At 59.6% G+C, this 14,396-nt stretch carries 13 protein-coding genes and 2 tRNA genes; 4 read left to right on the top strand and 11 right to left on the bottom strand.

Going from position 1 to position 14,396, the window contains the following annotated elements; translation table 11 throughout:
* Window positions 1–4: 4 nt before the first annotated feature.
* The 8 genes from V6617_RS09470 to V6617_RS09435 all read right to left on the bottom strand — a co-directional run bounded on the left by V6617_RS09470 (window position 5) and on the right by V6617_RS09435 (window position 7,225).
* Window positions 5–541, bottom strand: coding sequence for a thermonuclease family protein (locus V6617_RS09470; RefSeq protein ID WP_338606742.1), 537 nt, complete (start codon window positions 539–541; stop codon window positions 5–7).
* Window positions 542–650: 109 nt separating this feature from the next.
* Window positions 651–726, bottom strand: a tRNA-Val gene (locus V6617_RS09465).
* Window positions 727–898: 172 nt separating this feature from the next.
* Window positions 899–1,171, bottom strand: a complete 273-nt coding sequence (locus V6617_RS09460) for an HU family DNA-binding protein (RefSeq protein WP_014130670.1) — start codon at window positions 1,169–1,171, stop codon at window positions 899–901.
* A 321-nt stretch (window positions 1,172–1,492) separates the two neighbouring features.
* Window positions 1,493–3,919, bottom strand: coding sequence for an endopeptidase La (lon, locus tag V6617_RS09455; protein WP_338606741.1), 2,427 nt, complete (start codon window positions 3,917–3,919; stop codon window positions 1,493–1,495).
* 253 nt (window positions 3,920–4,172) lie between these two features.
* A complete protein-coding gene (locus V6617_RS09450) occupies window positions 4,173–4,559 on the bottom strand; it encodes a hypothetical protein (RefSeq protein ID WP_338606740.1) in 387 nt (128 codons plus the stop codon).
* 185 nt (window positions 4,560–4,744) lie between these two features.
* Window positions 4,745–6,022, bottom strand: coding sequence for an ATP-dependent Clp protease ATP-binding subunit ClpX (clpX, locus tag V6617_RS09445; protein ID WP_338606739.1), 1,278 nt, complete (start codon window positions 6,020–6,022; stop codon window positions 4,745–4,747).
* A 171-nt stretch (window positions 6,023–6,193) separates the two neighbouring features.
* Complete coding sequence (locus V6617_RS09440) at window positions 6,194–6,823, bottom strand: ATP-dependent Clp protease proteolytic subunit (protein WP_338606738.1); 630 nt, start codon at window positions 6,821–6,823, stop codon at window positions 6,194–6,196.
* A gap of 174 nt (window positions 6,824–6,997) precedes the next feature.
* Entirely contained in the window at window positions 6,998–7,225 is a 228-nt protein-coding gene (locus tag V6617_RS09435) for a hypothetical protein (RefSeq protein WP_338606737.1), read from the bottom strand.
* A 126-nt stretch (window positions 7,226–7,351) separates the two neighbouring features.
* Here V6617_RS09435 and V6617_RS09430 point away from each other — a divergent pair, with 126 nt between their 5' ends.
* Window positions 7,352–8,605: a cytochrome P450 gene (locus tag V6617_RS09430; protein WP_338606736.1), complete on the top strand. Its 1,254-nt coding sequence runs from the start codon at window positions 7,352–7,354 to the stop codon at window positions 8,603–8,605.
* A 20-nt stretch (window positions 8,606–8,625) separates the two neighbouring features.
* On the opposite strand, the gene V6617_RS09425 is transcribed toward V6617_RS09430, so the two are convergent.
* From V6617_RS09425 to V6617_RS09415, 3 genes are all read right to left on the bottom strand, one after another.
* Window positions 8,626–10,104 (bottom strand): NAD(P)H-hydrate dehydratase, encoded by a 1,479-nt coding sequence (locus tag V6617_RS09425; protein WP_338606735.1) that lies wholly within the window; start codon window positions 10,102–10,104, stop codon window positions 8,626–8,628.
* 239 nt (window positions 10,105–10,343) lie between these two features.
* On the bottom strand, window positions 10,344–11,732 hold the full coding sequence (gene tig / locus V6617_RS09420) for a trigger factor (RefSeq protein WP_338606734.1): 1,389 nt from the start codon (window positions 11,730–11,732) through the stop codon (window positions 10,344–10,346).
* 54 nt (window positions 11,733–11,786) lie between these two features.
* A tRNA-Leu gene (locus V6617_RS09415) sits at window positions 11,787–11,871 on the bottom strand.
* A gap of 342 nt (window positions 11,872–12,213) precedes the next feature.
* Here V6617_RS09415 and V6617_RS09410 point away from each other — a divergent pair.
* From V6617_RS09410 to V6617_RS09400, 3 genes are all read left to right on the top strand, one after another.
* Window positions 12,214–12,552: a P-II family nitrogen regulator gene (locus tag V6617_RS09410; protein WP_014130680.1), complete on the top strand. Its 339-nt coding sequence runs from the start codon at window positions 12,214–12,216 to the stop codon at window positions 12,550–12,552.
* 97 nt (window positions 12,553–12,649) lie between these two features.
* The gene (glnA, locus tag V6617_RS09405; RefSeq protein ID WP_338606733.1) at window positions 12,650–14,059 is read left to right on the top strand and encodes a type I glutamate--ammonia ligase; all 1,410 of its coding nucleotides are present in this window, start codon (window positions 12,650–12,652) and stop codon (window positions 14,057–14,059) included.
* A gap of 161 nt (window positions 14,060–14,220) precedes the next feature.
* A complete protein-coding gene (locus V6617_RS09400) occupies window positions 14,221–14,352 on the top strand; it encodes a hypothetical protein (RefSeq protein ID WP_264224140.1) in 132 nt (43 codons plus the stop codon).
* Window positions 14,353–14,396 lie beyond the last annotated feature (44 nt).

Here is a 14,396-nt window from a genome sequence, read left to right as displayed (position 1 = left end):
GGGCTCAGGTGCCAGGCTTGGGTGGCAATGTATCGCGGGCCCCATATTGCGAAAAAACCTGCCGCCCCTTTTGTCTGGCATCAGCCAGCCACAGTTTCTTTCGCGCGTCGTGGGGCTCGAGATGACGATACTTGCCACCGGAAAATTTCGGCCAGTCGAGCGCTAGGCCGCACCGGACCAACTCGGCCGCCAGATCGCGTCCATCGGGCAAAAAACACTGCGCCACCAGGCGATCATAAGAAAGCTCTGGAGTGATCCGGGCGGTAATTGTCTGCCCCTTGCACAACTCCACAAGCGCCCATTTCGACTTTTGCCCCCAGGGATGCTCAAGCTCGGGCGCATCTATTCCCGCCAGCCGGATGCGGGTCTTGTTGATAACGATGGTATCGCCATCGATCACCCAACAGCGCCCGCTGATAATGCCCGATGGCCAGCCGACAACCGGCTCGATCCGGGCTGGCCGAACTGTTCTGAACTCAGCCCTGGCTGAAGATGTGCCAGGAGTGAACAGGAACGCGATAACGCGGCGCCAGAACCCCATAACCTCACACTGTCCCTCGGATCCTCCGTCTCAACTTGACGGCTTGAGCCCGGAGGCGCAAGGCGCGGCCCCTGGTACACCTAACCAAACTTTGCACTGAAAAGGAAAATGGTGGGCGATGACAGGCTCGAACTGCCGACATCCTCGGTGTAAACGAGGCGCTCTACCAACTGAGCTAATCGCCCTTGCCCGCTTGTCAACGGAACCAACCGGGTCTTGGTTGCCCCGGTTGCGCAAATGCCGCGCCTGATTAGGCGCAAACCCCCTTCCCGTCAATAGCGGGAAAGCCATGGGGGCCGGAAACGGAAAGACCCCGGACAGATGTCCGGGGCCAAACCATACTGAAGCCGAAATGGCTTAGTTCAGCGCGTCCTTGAGGCCCTTGCCGGCCTTGAACTTGGGCTGGGTCGAAGCCGGAATGTCGATTTCCGCGCCGGTGGCCGGGTTGCGGCCTTTGGTGGCCTTGCGCTGGGTTGCAGCGAAAGTGCCGAAACCGACGAGGCGAACTTCGTCTCCACCCTTCAGAGCGGCGGTGATGGCTTCGAAAACAGCATCAACCGCTGCTGCCGCCTGGGCCTTGGTGAGATCAGCCTTTTCGGCGACAGCCGCGCTCAGATCGTTCTTGTTCATAGCGTTTCCTCACAATGATGTGCCCATCCTAACGGGACGAGCGGAAGCGGCTTCACCCTTTTACGATTCCGGGCCAAAAGCAAGGAAAACTGCCAGATTCTCGGCGTTTTCGGCCGCAAAACGGGGGAAAATGCAGGACCTTGTCAGCAATGTGGCAAGTGCCTCGCGCGATTGTTAACACATCATAGTCGAAAAGCGCTGCCAGCGCCGGTTTGCGGGCCCTTTGAGCCGAATCACCTGCCCATTGCCTTGGCGGGTCCCCCAACGAAAAAGCGGCGCCTTGTTCAAGGCGCCGCTTCAACGGTTCGATTGGCGCTCTGCCTAGTGCGGCAGAGCAGCCCCTGTGTCGTCGCCTTCTACAGCCGGTACCGGCTTGGTGTCATCCTCGAAGGTCCACTCGATGGCCTGGGGCATCTCGACCAGCGCATGCTCGAGCACTTCGCCCATCCGGCTCACCGGCACGATCTCCAGGCCCTCCTTGACGTTGTCAGGAATGTCCTTGAGGTCGCGCACGTTCTCCTCGGGGATCAGCACCTTGGTAATACCGCCCCGCAGAGCCGCCAAAAGCTTCTCCTTGAGCCCACCGATCGGCAGCACCCGGCCGCGCAGCGTGATCTCGCCGGTCATGGCAACATCGTGGCGCACGGGAATGCCCGTCATCACCGACACGATGGCCGTGGCCATGCCGATACCCGCAGACGGTCCATCCTTGGGCGTTGCCCCTTCGGGCACGTGCACGTGGATATCGCGCTTATCGAACAGCGGCGGCTTGATGCCGTATTCGAGCGCCCGGGCCCGCACATAAGTCGCGGCTGCCGAGATCGACTCCTTCATGACGTCCTTGAGATTGCCCGTCACGGTCATCTTGCCCTTGCCCGGGCTCATGATGCCTTCGATGGTCAACAGCTCGCCACCGACCGAAGTCCAGGCCAGACCGGTCACCACGCCGACCTGAGGCTCGGCATCGATTTCACCGTAACGGAAGCGCGGCGCGCCAAGATATTCCTCGACCAGCTCGGGAGTAACGACAATCTTCTTCTTGCCCGTGAGCAGAATATCCTTGACCGACTTGCGCATCAGATTGGCAATCTCGCGCTTGAGATTACGCACGCCCGCTTCGCGGGTGTAGCGCCGCGTCAGAAGCTGGAGAGACTCATCGGTCAGCTCGAACTCTTCGGCCTTCAGCCCATGTTCCTTGAGGGTTTCGGGCATCAGGTGACGGCGGGAAATTTCCCACTTTTCCTCGTCCGTGTACCCGGACAACCGGATGATCTCCATACGGTCGAGCAGTGGCCCTGGAATGTTGAGCGTATTGGCCGTCGTCACGAACATCACGTCCGAGAGGTCGAAATCGACCTCGAGGTAATGGTCGTTGAACGTCGAGTTCTGTTCCGGATCGAGCACTTCGAGCAATGCCGAAGAGGGGTCGCCCCGGAAATCCTGGCCCATCTTGTCGATCTCGTCGAGCAGGAACAGCGGATTGGCTTTCCCGGCTTTCTTGAGCGACTGCACGATCTTGCCGGGCATGGACCCGATATAAGTCCGCCGGTGACCGCGAATTTCCGCTTCGTCCCGCACACCGCCAAGGCTCATGCGCACATATTCACGCCCAGTCGCCTTGGCAATCGAGCGGGCCAGCGAGGTCTTGCCGACACCCGGAGGTCCAACAAGGCACAGGATCGGGCCCTTGAGCTTGCCGGTCCGGCTCTGGACCGCAAGATACTCGATGATGCGTTCCTTGACCTTGTCGAGACCGTAGTGATCACCCTCGAGCACGTCCTCGGCATATTTGAGGTCGCGCTTGACCTTGGACTTCTTGCCCCAAGGCAGGTTCAGCATCCAGTCGAGATAATTGCGAACGACCGTGGCTTCCGCCGACATCGGGCTCATCTGCTTGAGCTTTTTCATTTCCGCGTCGGCCTTCTGCCGCGCTTCCTTGGAAAGCTTGGTCTTGGCGAGCCGGTCCTCGAGCTCCTGGAGCTCATTGGTGCCATCTTCGCCATCACCCAGTTCGCGCTGGATCGCCTTCATCTGCTCGTTGAGATAGTACTCGCGCTGGGTCTTTTCCATCTGGCGCTTGACCCGGCTCCGGATACGCCGCTCGACCTGTAGAACGCCGATCTCGCCTTCCATAAGCCCCAGAACGCGTTCAAGGCGCTCGGTAACCGATGGGGTCGCCAGAATGTCCTGCTTGTCCTGGATCTTGACCGCCAGATGGCTGGCAATCGTATCGGCGAGCTTGGAATGCTCTTCGATCTGGGTGACCGCTGCGACGACCTCCGACGAGATCTTCTTGTTGAGCTTGACGTAGTTCTCGAACTCGGTGACGGCCGACCGCGCAAGCGCCTCGGCCTCAACGGCATCGTGCCCTTCGACGGGCAGGGCCTCGGCCTGTGCCTCGAAATAGGTTTCAGTCTGCACATAGTTTTCGATCTTGGCCCGATGCAGCCCCTCGACCAGAACCTTTACGGTGCCATCGGGCAGCTTGAGCAGTTGCAGCACCGACGCGATCGTGCCGATCTCGTAGATGCCGTCGGGCTCGGGATCGTCTTCCTGGGCATTTTTCTGGGTAACCACCAGAATATGCTTGTCCTCGCGCATCACCTCTTCAAGCGCGCGCACGGATTTCTCGCGTCCAACAAACAGGGGCACGATCATCGATGGAAACACCACGATGTCGCGCAGCGGCAGGACGGGGTACACCTTTTCGCGGTCGAACTCGACTGCGGATGTTTCGGTGTCGGACATGGACTATCCTTTCGTCGTTGCCGGACAGGGAGGATGGTTCCCGGCAACTTGTAATGTGTTGCGCTCCAGTGTGCGCCTCACCCGTTAGGGATTGGCTAACCGAAACGACTCTTCGCCCACTAAGATAGGGCAATAGCGCCGCTCTACAAGCGTGACGACACAATTTCCCGTACGCATATCAAAATGGCCGGCATGCGCAGGCGGCATGGCACCTCACTCACCGGCCACAAATGCGCAATAGGACGCACGGCGGCTACAGCAGCGCGTCGTAATTGCTCTCGCAAAGCTCGAGCTGAGCCAGAAAGCTCTCATCGTCTTCCATGGTCAGATCGTAAGCGCCCGCATCGAACACAGACCAGATTTCGTCGACCTCCTCCTGCCGAAACCCATGATCCTCCAAAAGGACCGTATCGATATCGGCCCCCAGGTCGAACGCCAGATCCTCGTAGTGCATCATGTCGTCGCTGCCGTCGTCGTAATAATAGGATTCCTCGAAAAACAGCGCGCTGCACCAGATCGCCTGAACCAGACTCTTGGGCAGGTCCTGGACCAGCTTGGTCTGCGGCTGGGCAGCGGCACCTCCGGCGACGGCAAGCCCGAGGACAAGCGATATTGGAAATACATATCCCGAAAATTTCATAAGCTCCGTCCCCTGTCTTGGTTGGCGTGCCGACCACGCGCCGACCATAGCAAGCCCCACGCCTGTCCGTAAACGCCACCCCCAGCCAATTCTTGAGCGAAAGATTCGGTAGCCAAACCGGCCAAAGCAAAGGGCCCGGATCAACCGATCCGAGCCCTTTGTACTTCATTCAGGCTGCCTGTCGGTCAGGCGCCCGACTTCATGTCTTCCTTGGCGCGCTCTGCGTAGATGTAGAGCGGGCGCACGTCCTTGTTGTCCACGACTTCCTGGCTGATGACCACTTCCTCGACCCCTTCGAGCGAAGGCAGGTCGTACATGGTATCGAGCAGGATGGCCTCGAGGATCGAACGCAGGCCGCGCGCACCTGTCTTGCGGGCGATGGCCTGACGGGCAACCGCCTTTAGAGCGTCCTCGTGGAAGGTCAGTTGCACGTCTTCCATCTCGAACAGACGTGCGTACTGGCGAACCAGGGCGTTCTTGGGTTCGGACAGGATCTGGACCAGCGCATCCTCATCGAGATCCTCAAGCGTCGCAATCACCGGCAGACGGCCGATGAACTCCGGAATCAGCCCGAAACGGACCATATCCTCGGGCTCGACTTCGGCAAGCACGTCACCGACCCGACGGTCGTTGGGGTCCTTGACCGCGGCGGTAAATCCGATCGAGGAGTTTTCGCCCCGCGCCGCGATGACCTTTTCAAGTCCGGCAAAGGCACCGCCGCAGATGAACAGGATATTGGTCGTGTCCACCTGCAGGAATTCCTGCTGCGGATGCTTGCGGCCACCCTGGGGCGGAACCGAAGCCACTGTGCCTTCCATGATCTTGAGCAGCGCCTGCTGTACGCCCTCACCCGATACGTCACGGGTAATGGAAGGATTGTCCGATTTGCGCGAAATCTTGTCGACTTCGTCGATATAGACAATCCCGCGCTGCGCCTTGTCGACATTGTAGTCGGCGGCCTGCAACAGCTTGAGAATGATGTTTTCAACATCCTCGCCCACATAACCGGCTTCGGTCAGGGTCGTGGCGTCTGCCATTGTGAACGGAACGTCGAGAATGCGCGCCAGCGTCTGGGCCAGCAGCGTCTTGCCGCAACCGGTCGGACCGATCAGGAGGATATTGGACTTGGAAAGCTCCACATCCTGATTCTTGGTCGCGTGGTGCAGGCGCTTGTAGTGGTTGTGAACGGCCACCGAGAGCACGCGCTTGGCGCGCCGCTGGCCGATAACGTAATCGTCGAGCACTTTGCAGATATCGGCCGGGCTCGGCACACCATCTGCGGACTTGACCATCGAGGTTTTCGATTCCTCGCGGATGATGTCCATGCACAACTCAACGCATTCATCGCAGATGAATACGGTGGGTCCGGCGATCAGCTTGCGAACTTCGTGTTGGGACTTCCCGCAGAACGAGCAGTACAGCGTGTTCTTGGAGGAATCTCCGCTCGAATTTTCCTTGGACATCTAGCAACTCCAGAAGCGTTGCAAACGCTTGGTTCAGTTTCGCCGATTTGAGAACGCTACCCGACGACGCATGAACAATTTCTCACTGTGACCATAAAGATCGTTCCGTCGGGGCGCAATCGGCACGGGCGCTTTCTCCAGCGCCCGTTGCGTGCGGTATATAATCGAGGTTTACGCTCCACCTTCCGGCACGGCCCGCTTATCGTGAACGTGGTCGATAAGGCCGAGTTCCTTGGCCTCTTGCGGCGAAAGGAACTTGTCGCGCTCGAGAAGGTCTTCCACCTGCTGATATTCGAGCCCGGAATGCTTCACGTAGATTTCATTGAGCCGGCGCTTCAGATTCTCGGCCTCGCGGGCGTGAATCATGATGTCGGTCACCTGGCCCTGATAGCCGCCCGAGGGCTGGTGCACCATCACACGGGCATTGGGCAGAGCGCCGCGCATGTCCTTTTCGCCGGCGGTCAGGAGCAGCGATCCCATCGACGCCGCCTGGCCCATGCACAGGGTCTGAACCTTGGGACGGATAAACTGCATCGTGTCGTAGATCGACAGCCCCGCTGTCACCACCCCGCCAGGCGAGTTGATGTACATGGCGATTTCCTTTTTCGGATTTTCCGATTCGAGGAAAAGAAGCTGTGCGACGATCACCGAGGCCATATTGTCCTCGACGACGCCGGTCACGAAAATGATGCGCTCGCGCAAAAGGCGCGAATAGATATCGAAGGCGCGTTCGCCGCGATTGGACTGCTCGACCACCATCGGCACGAGCGTGTTCATGTATAGATCGACGGGATCTCGCATGTTTTAGGTAACTCCCCCGGAGAAAAGGATTCGGCTTGTCGGCCAGATAGCAAGCGATTGCTGCTTAAAGGACGGTTAAGCGTCACATAGGCTTGGCCGCGTTCAACTTCAATAGCAAGCCCAAGCATGGCCCTATTGTGGCGCATGCTTAACGCTCCCGGCCTGTCCACACGGTCAGACAAAGCTGGTGGCCACGCCCTTCTTGCGGAAATACGCCTGCATCAGCTTGCGGCCCTGCCGATTGGGCTGGGCCAGCTTGGAGGTTTCGAACACCGCTTCCTTGGCGCCTTCGCGCGCCATCGCGCTCTTGAGCGTTGCGATATGGAGATCGAGATCCTCATTGTCATTTTCAAGCGAAGTATAGATGGCCTCGATGGCCTGCGAAACTGTGATGTCGCTCACGATAACTGGTCTCCAGAATGGTCCGGCCCATACCTAAAGAATTTCTGGGCATGGGCAAGACCTGACCATAGGCATGAAGAATTTGCTGCAATAGGCTAGCACAAAAGCAAGAAGGACTCCCGACCGATGGCAGCCATACTCCAGGTCCGGCCGATCACCGACGTCCCCGCCGATCGTTGCGCCAGCGCCCGCCCCTCCGATCCCGCCTTCTACCAGAACCCCTATCCGTTCTACGCAGCGCGCCACGCTACACGTCCGGCATTCTTCTGGACTGAATACGGCCATTGGTGCTTTGCCGATTTCCCATCGGTCAGCGCGCTTCTGCGCGACCGGCGATTCGGCCGCGACATTCTCCACGTCGCCACGCGCGAAGAAATCGGCCTGCCGCAGCCCCAGCCCCACACCGCCGATTTCGACCTCACCGAAAAATATTCGCTACTCAATCTCGAACCGCCCGCCCATTCGCGCCTGCGCACGCTGGTCAACCGCGCTTTCGTCTCCCGGCAGGTCGAATTGCTCCGCCCCCGCATCGCCAATCTTGTCCATTCCATCATCGATAGCTTTGAGGATCAGGGCAGCGTCGAGTTGATTAAGGCCTTCGCCGCCCCCATTCCGGCCATCGTCATCGCCGAAATGATCGGTCTCCCCTCGCAAATGGCGCCCCAGTTGCTCGACTGGTCCAACCGCATGGTCAAGATGTATATGTTTGATGTCAGCCACGATATCGAACGCGACGCCAACCGCGCAGCCGCCGAATTCACCGCCTATCTGCGCACAGTCATCGCCGAGCGCCGCAAGCTGCCCCGCGAGGATTTGCTCAGCCACATGATTGCCGCCGAGCAGGGTGGTGAACGCCTGAGCGAAGACGAAATGCTCTCGACCGCCATTCTGCTGCTCAACGCCGGGCACGAAGCGACCGTCCACACCACCGGCAATGCCGTCAAAGCCATCCTTGAAAGCGGCTATGATCCGCGCATGCTGTTTGCAGATGACGCAGCGACCGCCGCCACAGTCGAGGAAGCGCTGCGGTTCGATGCGCCATTGCACATGTTCACCCGCTACGCTCTCGAAGACCTCGACTACGACGGCATTCCATTGCGAAAGGGCGATGTGATCGGCCTGATGCTCGGCGCCGCCAACCGCGACCCGAACCGCTTCACAAACCCCAACACCTTCGACCCTTTACGCACAGATGGCGCCAATGTCAGCTTCGGCGCCGGCATCCATTTCTGCATCGGCGCGCCCCTGGCCCGCCTCGAAATGCAGATCGCGCTGCGCACCCTTTTCGAGCGCCTGCCCAGGCTTCACCTCTCGGCACCACCCCGCTACGCCGATGTCTATCATTTCCACGGATTGGAGCGGCTCGACGTGAGCTGGTAGGAACGCCCCGGACCTCGCCGTTAAGGCCCCGCCACGGACAAATCGGCCAACACTTCGGGAATCAGGCCCGGCAAATCGTCGGCCACCATCCCCGGCTTGCCAAAACGCTGCGCTGCCCGCCCATGGAGATAAGCACCCGCGCAAGCAGCCTCAAAGCTGCCCATGCCCTGGGCAAGCAACCCTCCGATCAATCCCGACAGCACATCGCCCGCGCCCGCGGTGGCGAGGATCGGCGTACCGGTGGTGTTGATAACGGCGCGCCCCTCGGGATGGCCAATCACCGTATCCGAACCCTTGAGCAGCACGATTGCGCCAGAGCGCCGGGCCGCCGCGATCGCCATGTCCGTCTTGGCGCCGTCGATCTCACCGAACAACCTGTTGAATTCCCCTGCATGGGGCGTAAGGACCACGCTTTCCGACTCACGTTTGCCGATGGCCGAAAACAGGATGTTCGGCTGGTCGGCAAAACTCGTCAGTGCGTCGGCGTCCAACACCAGCCGCGCCTGGCTCTCGAGAGCCGCCAGCACCATCTGCCGCGTTGCCTCCCCGATACCTGTCCCCGGTCCAATGACCAGCGCGTTCTTGCGCGTATCCTCAAGCAACCGTGCCAGCCCCGCGCCATCATCAACTTCGGCGAGCATGATTGCCGTCACATGGGCTGCGTGCACGAGCAGCGCTTCCCGCTCTCCGGCGATCGTTACCAGGCCCGCCCCACTTCGCGCAGCGCCGAGCGCCGACAGCCGGGCCGCCCCGGTGTGCAGCGCGCCGCCCGAAACCACGACGCAATGACCCGCATCGAATTTGTGCCCCTCTGCTGCGCGCGCGGGCAGCGTCCAGAGCCGCGGATCGTTCTCGTAAAGGCGTATGTCGATCTCTAAAAGCACTGCGTCTGGAATTCCGATATCGGCCAGCAGCACTTCACCGCATAACCCGCCGCCCGGCAACAGCAAATGGCCCGGTTTGTGACGGAAGAAGGTGACCGTGAGGGCGGCTCGCACGGCCGTGCCGCGCACCGCTCCTGTTTCCCCATCGACCCCGCTGGGGATGTCGACAGCCACCACTTTTGCCGCGCTTTCATTGATTGCTTCGACAAGATCGGCCATCTCGCCCTCGACGTCGCGCGACAGACCCGCCCCCAGCAGGGCATCGACGATGATTCCGAAGTCCGGGCACATTCCCGGGGCCGCCGTTTCGATGGCGCCACCCCACATCCGGGCCATCATCGCCGCGTCGCCGTCGAGATCGCTCTTGGTGCAGGTCAGCCCCAGCCGCACCGGCCAGCCACGCTCGGACAGCAGACGCGCCACGACAAACCCGTCGCCGCCATTGTTGCCTGGCCCGCAAAGAACCAGAACCGGCTGCAGCACAAACCTGCGGCTCACCTCATAGGCAACCGCCTGCCCCGCATTTTCCATCAAACTGAGCGAATTGACGCCGCTTTCGATCGCCAGCCTGTCGGCCATGGCCATCTGTTTTGGGGTTAGCAGGTCCTGCACCATCAACTCCGGTCACAATCGGCAGCACCATCCCCCGACACGGCCTGCAATCACAAACAAATAGGGCCCCGCAAAGGTTGCGGAGCCCTATTCAAATAGCGAGTTCTGTGTCGATAACGTGGCCGTTGCCTATCGCTCCACAGAGCTTTAGTGATCGTGATCGCTGTCGATCCGGAGTGCTGCCAGGAAAAGTGGGTCCCACTTTTCCGGTTCAGCAGCGCGACCACAAGGAAACGATGTCGTCAGTGATCGTGATCGCTGTCGATATCGAATCCGTCTTCGCCCTCGCGGACCAGCTTGACCAGTTCTTCGCGGCTGGTCTTCTTGTCCTTGACGTCGGCCAGTTCGACAACGAAATCGACGACCTTGTTTTCAAAGATCGGCGCACGCAGACCGGCAAGAGCGTTGGGGTTCTTGCGGTAATAATCGTAGACCTGCTGTTCCTGGCCGGGGAAGCGCCGCACTTCGGCAATCAGCGCCTGCTGGTGCTCTTCGTCCGACACGGTGATCTCGTTGACATTGCCGATCTCGGCGACGACCAGCCCCAGACGCACGCGGCGCTCGGCGATCTTGCGATAGTCTTCCTGCGCCTTTTCCTCGGTCGTGCCTTCCGATTCGAAGGTCTTGCCGTGGTGCTCGACTTCGTGCTTGACGCGATTCCAGATCGCATCGAACTCGGATTCGACCAGCTTGGCCGGCACGTCGAACTTGTGGCCCTCGTCGAGCGCGTCGAGAACGAGGCGCTTGAGCCGCTGCTGCGACAGGCTCTTGTTCTGGCTTTCGATCTGCTCGCGGATCGCCGTCTTCAGCGCCGCGAGGTCTTCGAGACCCAACGTCTTGGCGAACTCGTCATTGAGTTCCACATCGGCCTTGGGGCCATCCACATGGAGCACATTGACGTCGAACTCGGCCTCTTTCCCGGCCAGTTCAGCGTTCTGGTAATCTTCGGGGAACGTGACCTTGATGGTCTTGTTGCCGCCTTTCTTGACGCCAATCAGACCCTCTTCAAAACCGGGAATGAACTGGCCGGACCCCACCGTCAGGTGGGTATGCTCGGCCGAACCACCTTCAAAGGGCTCACCGTCGATCTTGCCGACGAACGAGAGACCGACACGGTCGCCGTCTTCGACAACACCATCGTCACCCTTGTCTTCATACTGGCGGTTCTGCTTGAAGAACTTTTCGACTTCCTCGTCGACTTCCTCGTCGGTCACTTCAACAACCGGCCGTTCGAGCGCGATGGTCTTGAAATCCATCAGCGAAACGGGGGGAAGCACTTCGTAGGAAACCGAAAATGCCAGATCGCCTTCACCATCCAGCACGCGGTTGATGAGGGCCTGATCTTCGCTCAGGTCGATTTCGGGCTGGGTCGCGGCCTTTTCCGAGCGCTCCTCGAGTGTCTTGGAAACGGTCTCGTTGATCGAATCCTGCAGCACTTCGCTCATCAGCGAGCGGCCATAGACCTTTTTCAGATGCGCGGTCGGCACCTTGCCGGGGCGGAAGCCCTTGATCTGCACCTTGCCCCGAACCTCGTCGAGCTTTTCGTCGAGTTTCGATGCGAGCGCCGTCGCCGGAATGGTCACATCGAGCTTGCGGCGCAGCCCTTCGTTCAGAGTTTCAGTTACGTTCATTTTGCGTATCGATCCCGTATTTTCGTAAATCGTGTTGGAAGCCGGCGCAGAATTTGGTGCGGGTGAGAGGAGTCGAACCTCCACGCCTTGCGGCGCTGGAACCTAAATCCAGTGCGTCTGCCAGTTCCGCCACACCCGCGCATCTCGTACGCCCGGCGTCGAGTTGGCACGCGTCCTAGCCCAACTTCTCATTGCAGTCAAAGCCTCATTGGTTCGGGGCCCGCGTTCCCCTGCGTTTGCGTGCCACGCCATCCTGTTCCATGATGCGTCCAAACGGCATCGCGCCATCAGCATCGGAAATGCTCATTATATAGGCATATTGCCCATATTTTGACCGATAGCCATACAGAAGACATAACAAAACGGTTTCGTTTATCCATACAACCCTTTGTTTTCGCAGCACTGAAGTCGCAAAAATCCCGATTGGCACACCCCATGCATTCAATGGGCCAACCGGTCCCGAACACGAGGAGACGTGGACATGAAAAAGATTGAGGCCATCGTCAAACCCTTCAAGCTCGATGAGGTCAAAGAGGCCCTTCAGGAAGTTGGGTTGCAAGGCATCACAGTGACGGAGGCCAAGGGATTCGGTCGTCAGAAGGGCCATACCGAGCTCTACCGGGGCGCCGAATACGTCGTCGATTTCCTGCCCAAGGTCAAAGTCGAGGTCGTTGTACCGGACCAGCTTGCCGACAAGGCGATCGAGGCGATCCGCAACGCGGCGCAGACCGGTCGGATTGGCGACGGCAAGATTTTCGTTTCGACGGTCGAACAGGCCATTCGAATCCGCACGGGCGAAAGCGGAGACGAAGCCCTATAATCGGGCTTCGTGAAACCAAGTCAGGCGCGCGACAAACTCCTCCCGGACGTTTTAAGCGCAGGCATAAACTTCAAACACCAATTTCTGGGGATCTATTATGAGCTCAGCAAACGATCTTATGCAAAAGATCAAGGACGAAGGCATCAAATACGTTGACCTTCGCTTCACCGACCTGCGCGGCAAGCTTCAGCATGTCACCATGGACGCATCGGTTGTCGATGCCGACATGTTCGAAGAAGGCGTCATGTTCGACGGCTCCTCGATCGCTGGCTGGAAGGCCATCAACGAATCCGACATGGTCCTTATGCCCGACAACGATTCGGCCTATGTCGATCCGTTCTTTTCGGCGCCCACCCTGTGCGTGAACTGCGACATTCTCGAGCCGGCGACCTACCAGCCCTACAATCGTGATCCGCGCTCGATCGCCAAGAAGGCCGAGGCCTTCGTCAAGACCTCCGGCGTTGGCGATTTCGTCGGTTTCGGTCCCGAACCCGAATTCTTCCTGTTCGACGATGTGAAATATTCGACCTCGACCTACAAGGTCGGTTTCCAGGTTGATTCCTCCGAACTCGGCTCCAACTCGGACGCCGATTACGAGGGCGGCAACACCGGCCACCACGTCGGACTCAAGAAGGGCTACTTCCCGGTTCCGCCGGTCGATAGCGCCCAGGACATCCGCGGTGAAATGCTCGAAGCGCTTGCCGCGATGGGCGTGGTCGTTGAAAAGCACCACCACGAAGTGGCTTCCGCCCAGCACGAACTCGGCATCAAGTTCGCTCCGATGATCACCGCTGCCGATCACGTCCTGCTCTACAAGTATGGTGTCCAGCAGGTCGCCCAATCCTACGGCAAGACGGCAACCTTCATGCCCAAGCCTGTTTACGGCGACAACGGCTCGGGCATGCACTGCCACCAGTCGATCTGGAAAGACGGCAAGCCGCTCTTCGCCGGCGACGAATATGCTGGCCTGTCGATGGAATGCCTTTACTACATCGGCGGCGTCATCAAGCACGCCAAGGCCATCAACGCCTTCACCAACCCGACCACCAACTCCTACAAGCGTCTGGTGCCGGGCTTCGAGGCCCCCGTGCTGCTGGCCTATTCGGCCCGCAACCGGTCCGCTTCGTGCCGCATCCCCTTCGGTCAGAGCCCGAAGTCCAAGCGCGTCGAAGTCCGCTTCCCCGATCCGCTCGCCAATCCCTATCTCGCCTTCACGGCGCTGCTCATGGCTGGCCTTGACGGCATCAAGAACAAGATCCACCCGGGCGACCCGATGGACAAGGATCTCTACGAGCTGCCCAAGGAAGAGCTCCAGGGCATCCCGACCGTTTCCGCCTCCCTGCGCGAAGCGCTGGACAGCCTTTCGGCCGACCGCGACTTCCTCAAGGCCGGCGGCGTGATGGACGACGACTTCATCGACTCCTACATCGACCTCAAGATGGAAGAAGTGATCAAGTTCGAACACACCCCTCACCCCGTCGAGTACGAGATGTACTACTCGGCCTGAGGGCCACTGTTAATCGCATACGGAAAGGGCTCCTTCGGGAGCCCTTTTTGCTTGGCGCATATGCTGCATGCAGGCTGCAAATTTCCATAGGGGCCGAGGCCGGAACGTGCGATGCTGCGCGGGCGCAAACGATCATGTTTGCGCGCTCAAAGGACAGCGACATGGCCAAAGGTCAGGTGCGGAAAAACCGCGAAGCGAAAAAGCCCAAACAGGTCAAAGAGAAAACCATAGCAGCAGCGCCCTCGCTAAAAGGTGTCGTTCAGCTTGGAGAGCATAAAAAGCCCAAGAAATAACGGACGAGGGATTCCCAGGCCCTGAGGGGCAGAGAAGCACTGCT

The sequence above is a fragment of the Pelagibacterium nitratireducens genome (assembly GCF_037044555.1).
Taxonomy (GTDB): Bacteria; Pseudomonadota; Alphaproteobacteria; order Rhizobiales; family Devosiaceae; genus Pelagibacterium; species Pelagibacterium nitratireducens.
Note: the sequence above shows the minus strand (reverse complement) of the source record. Positions and strands in the feature narration are given on the sequence as shown.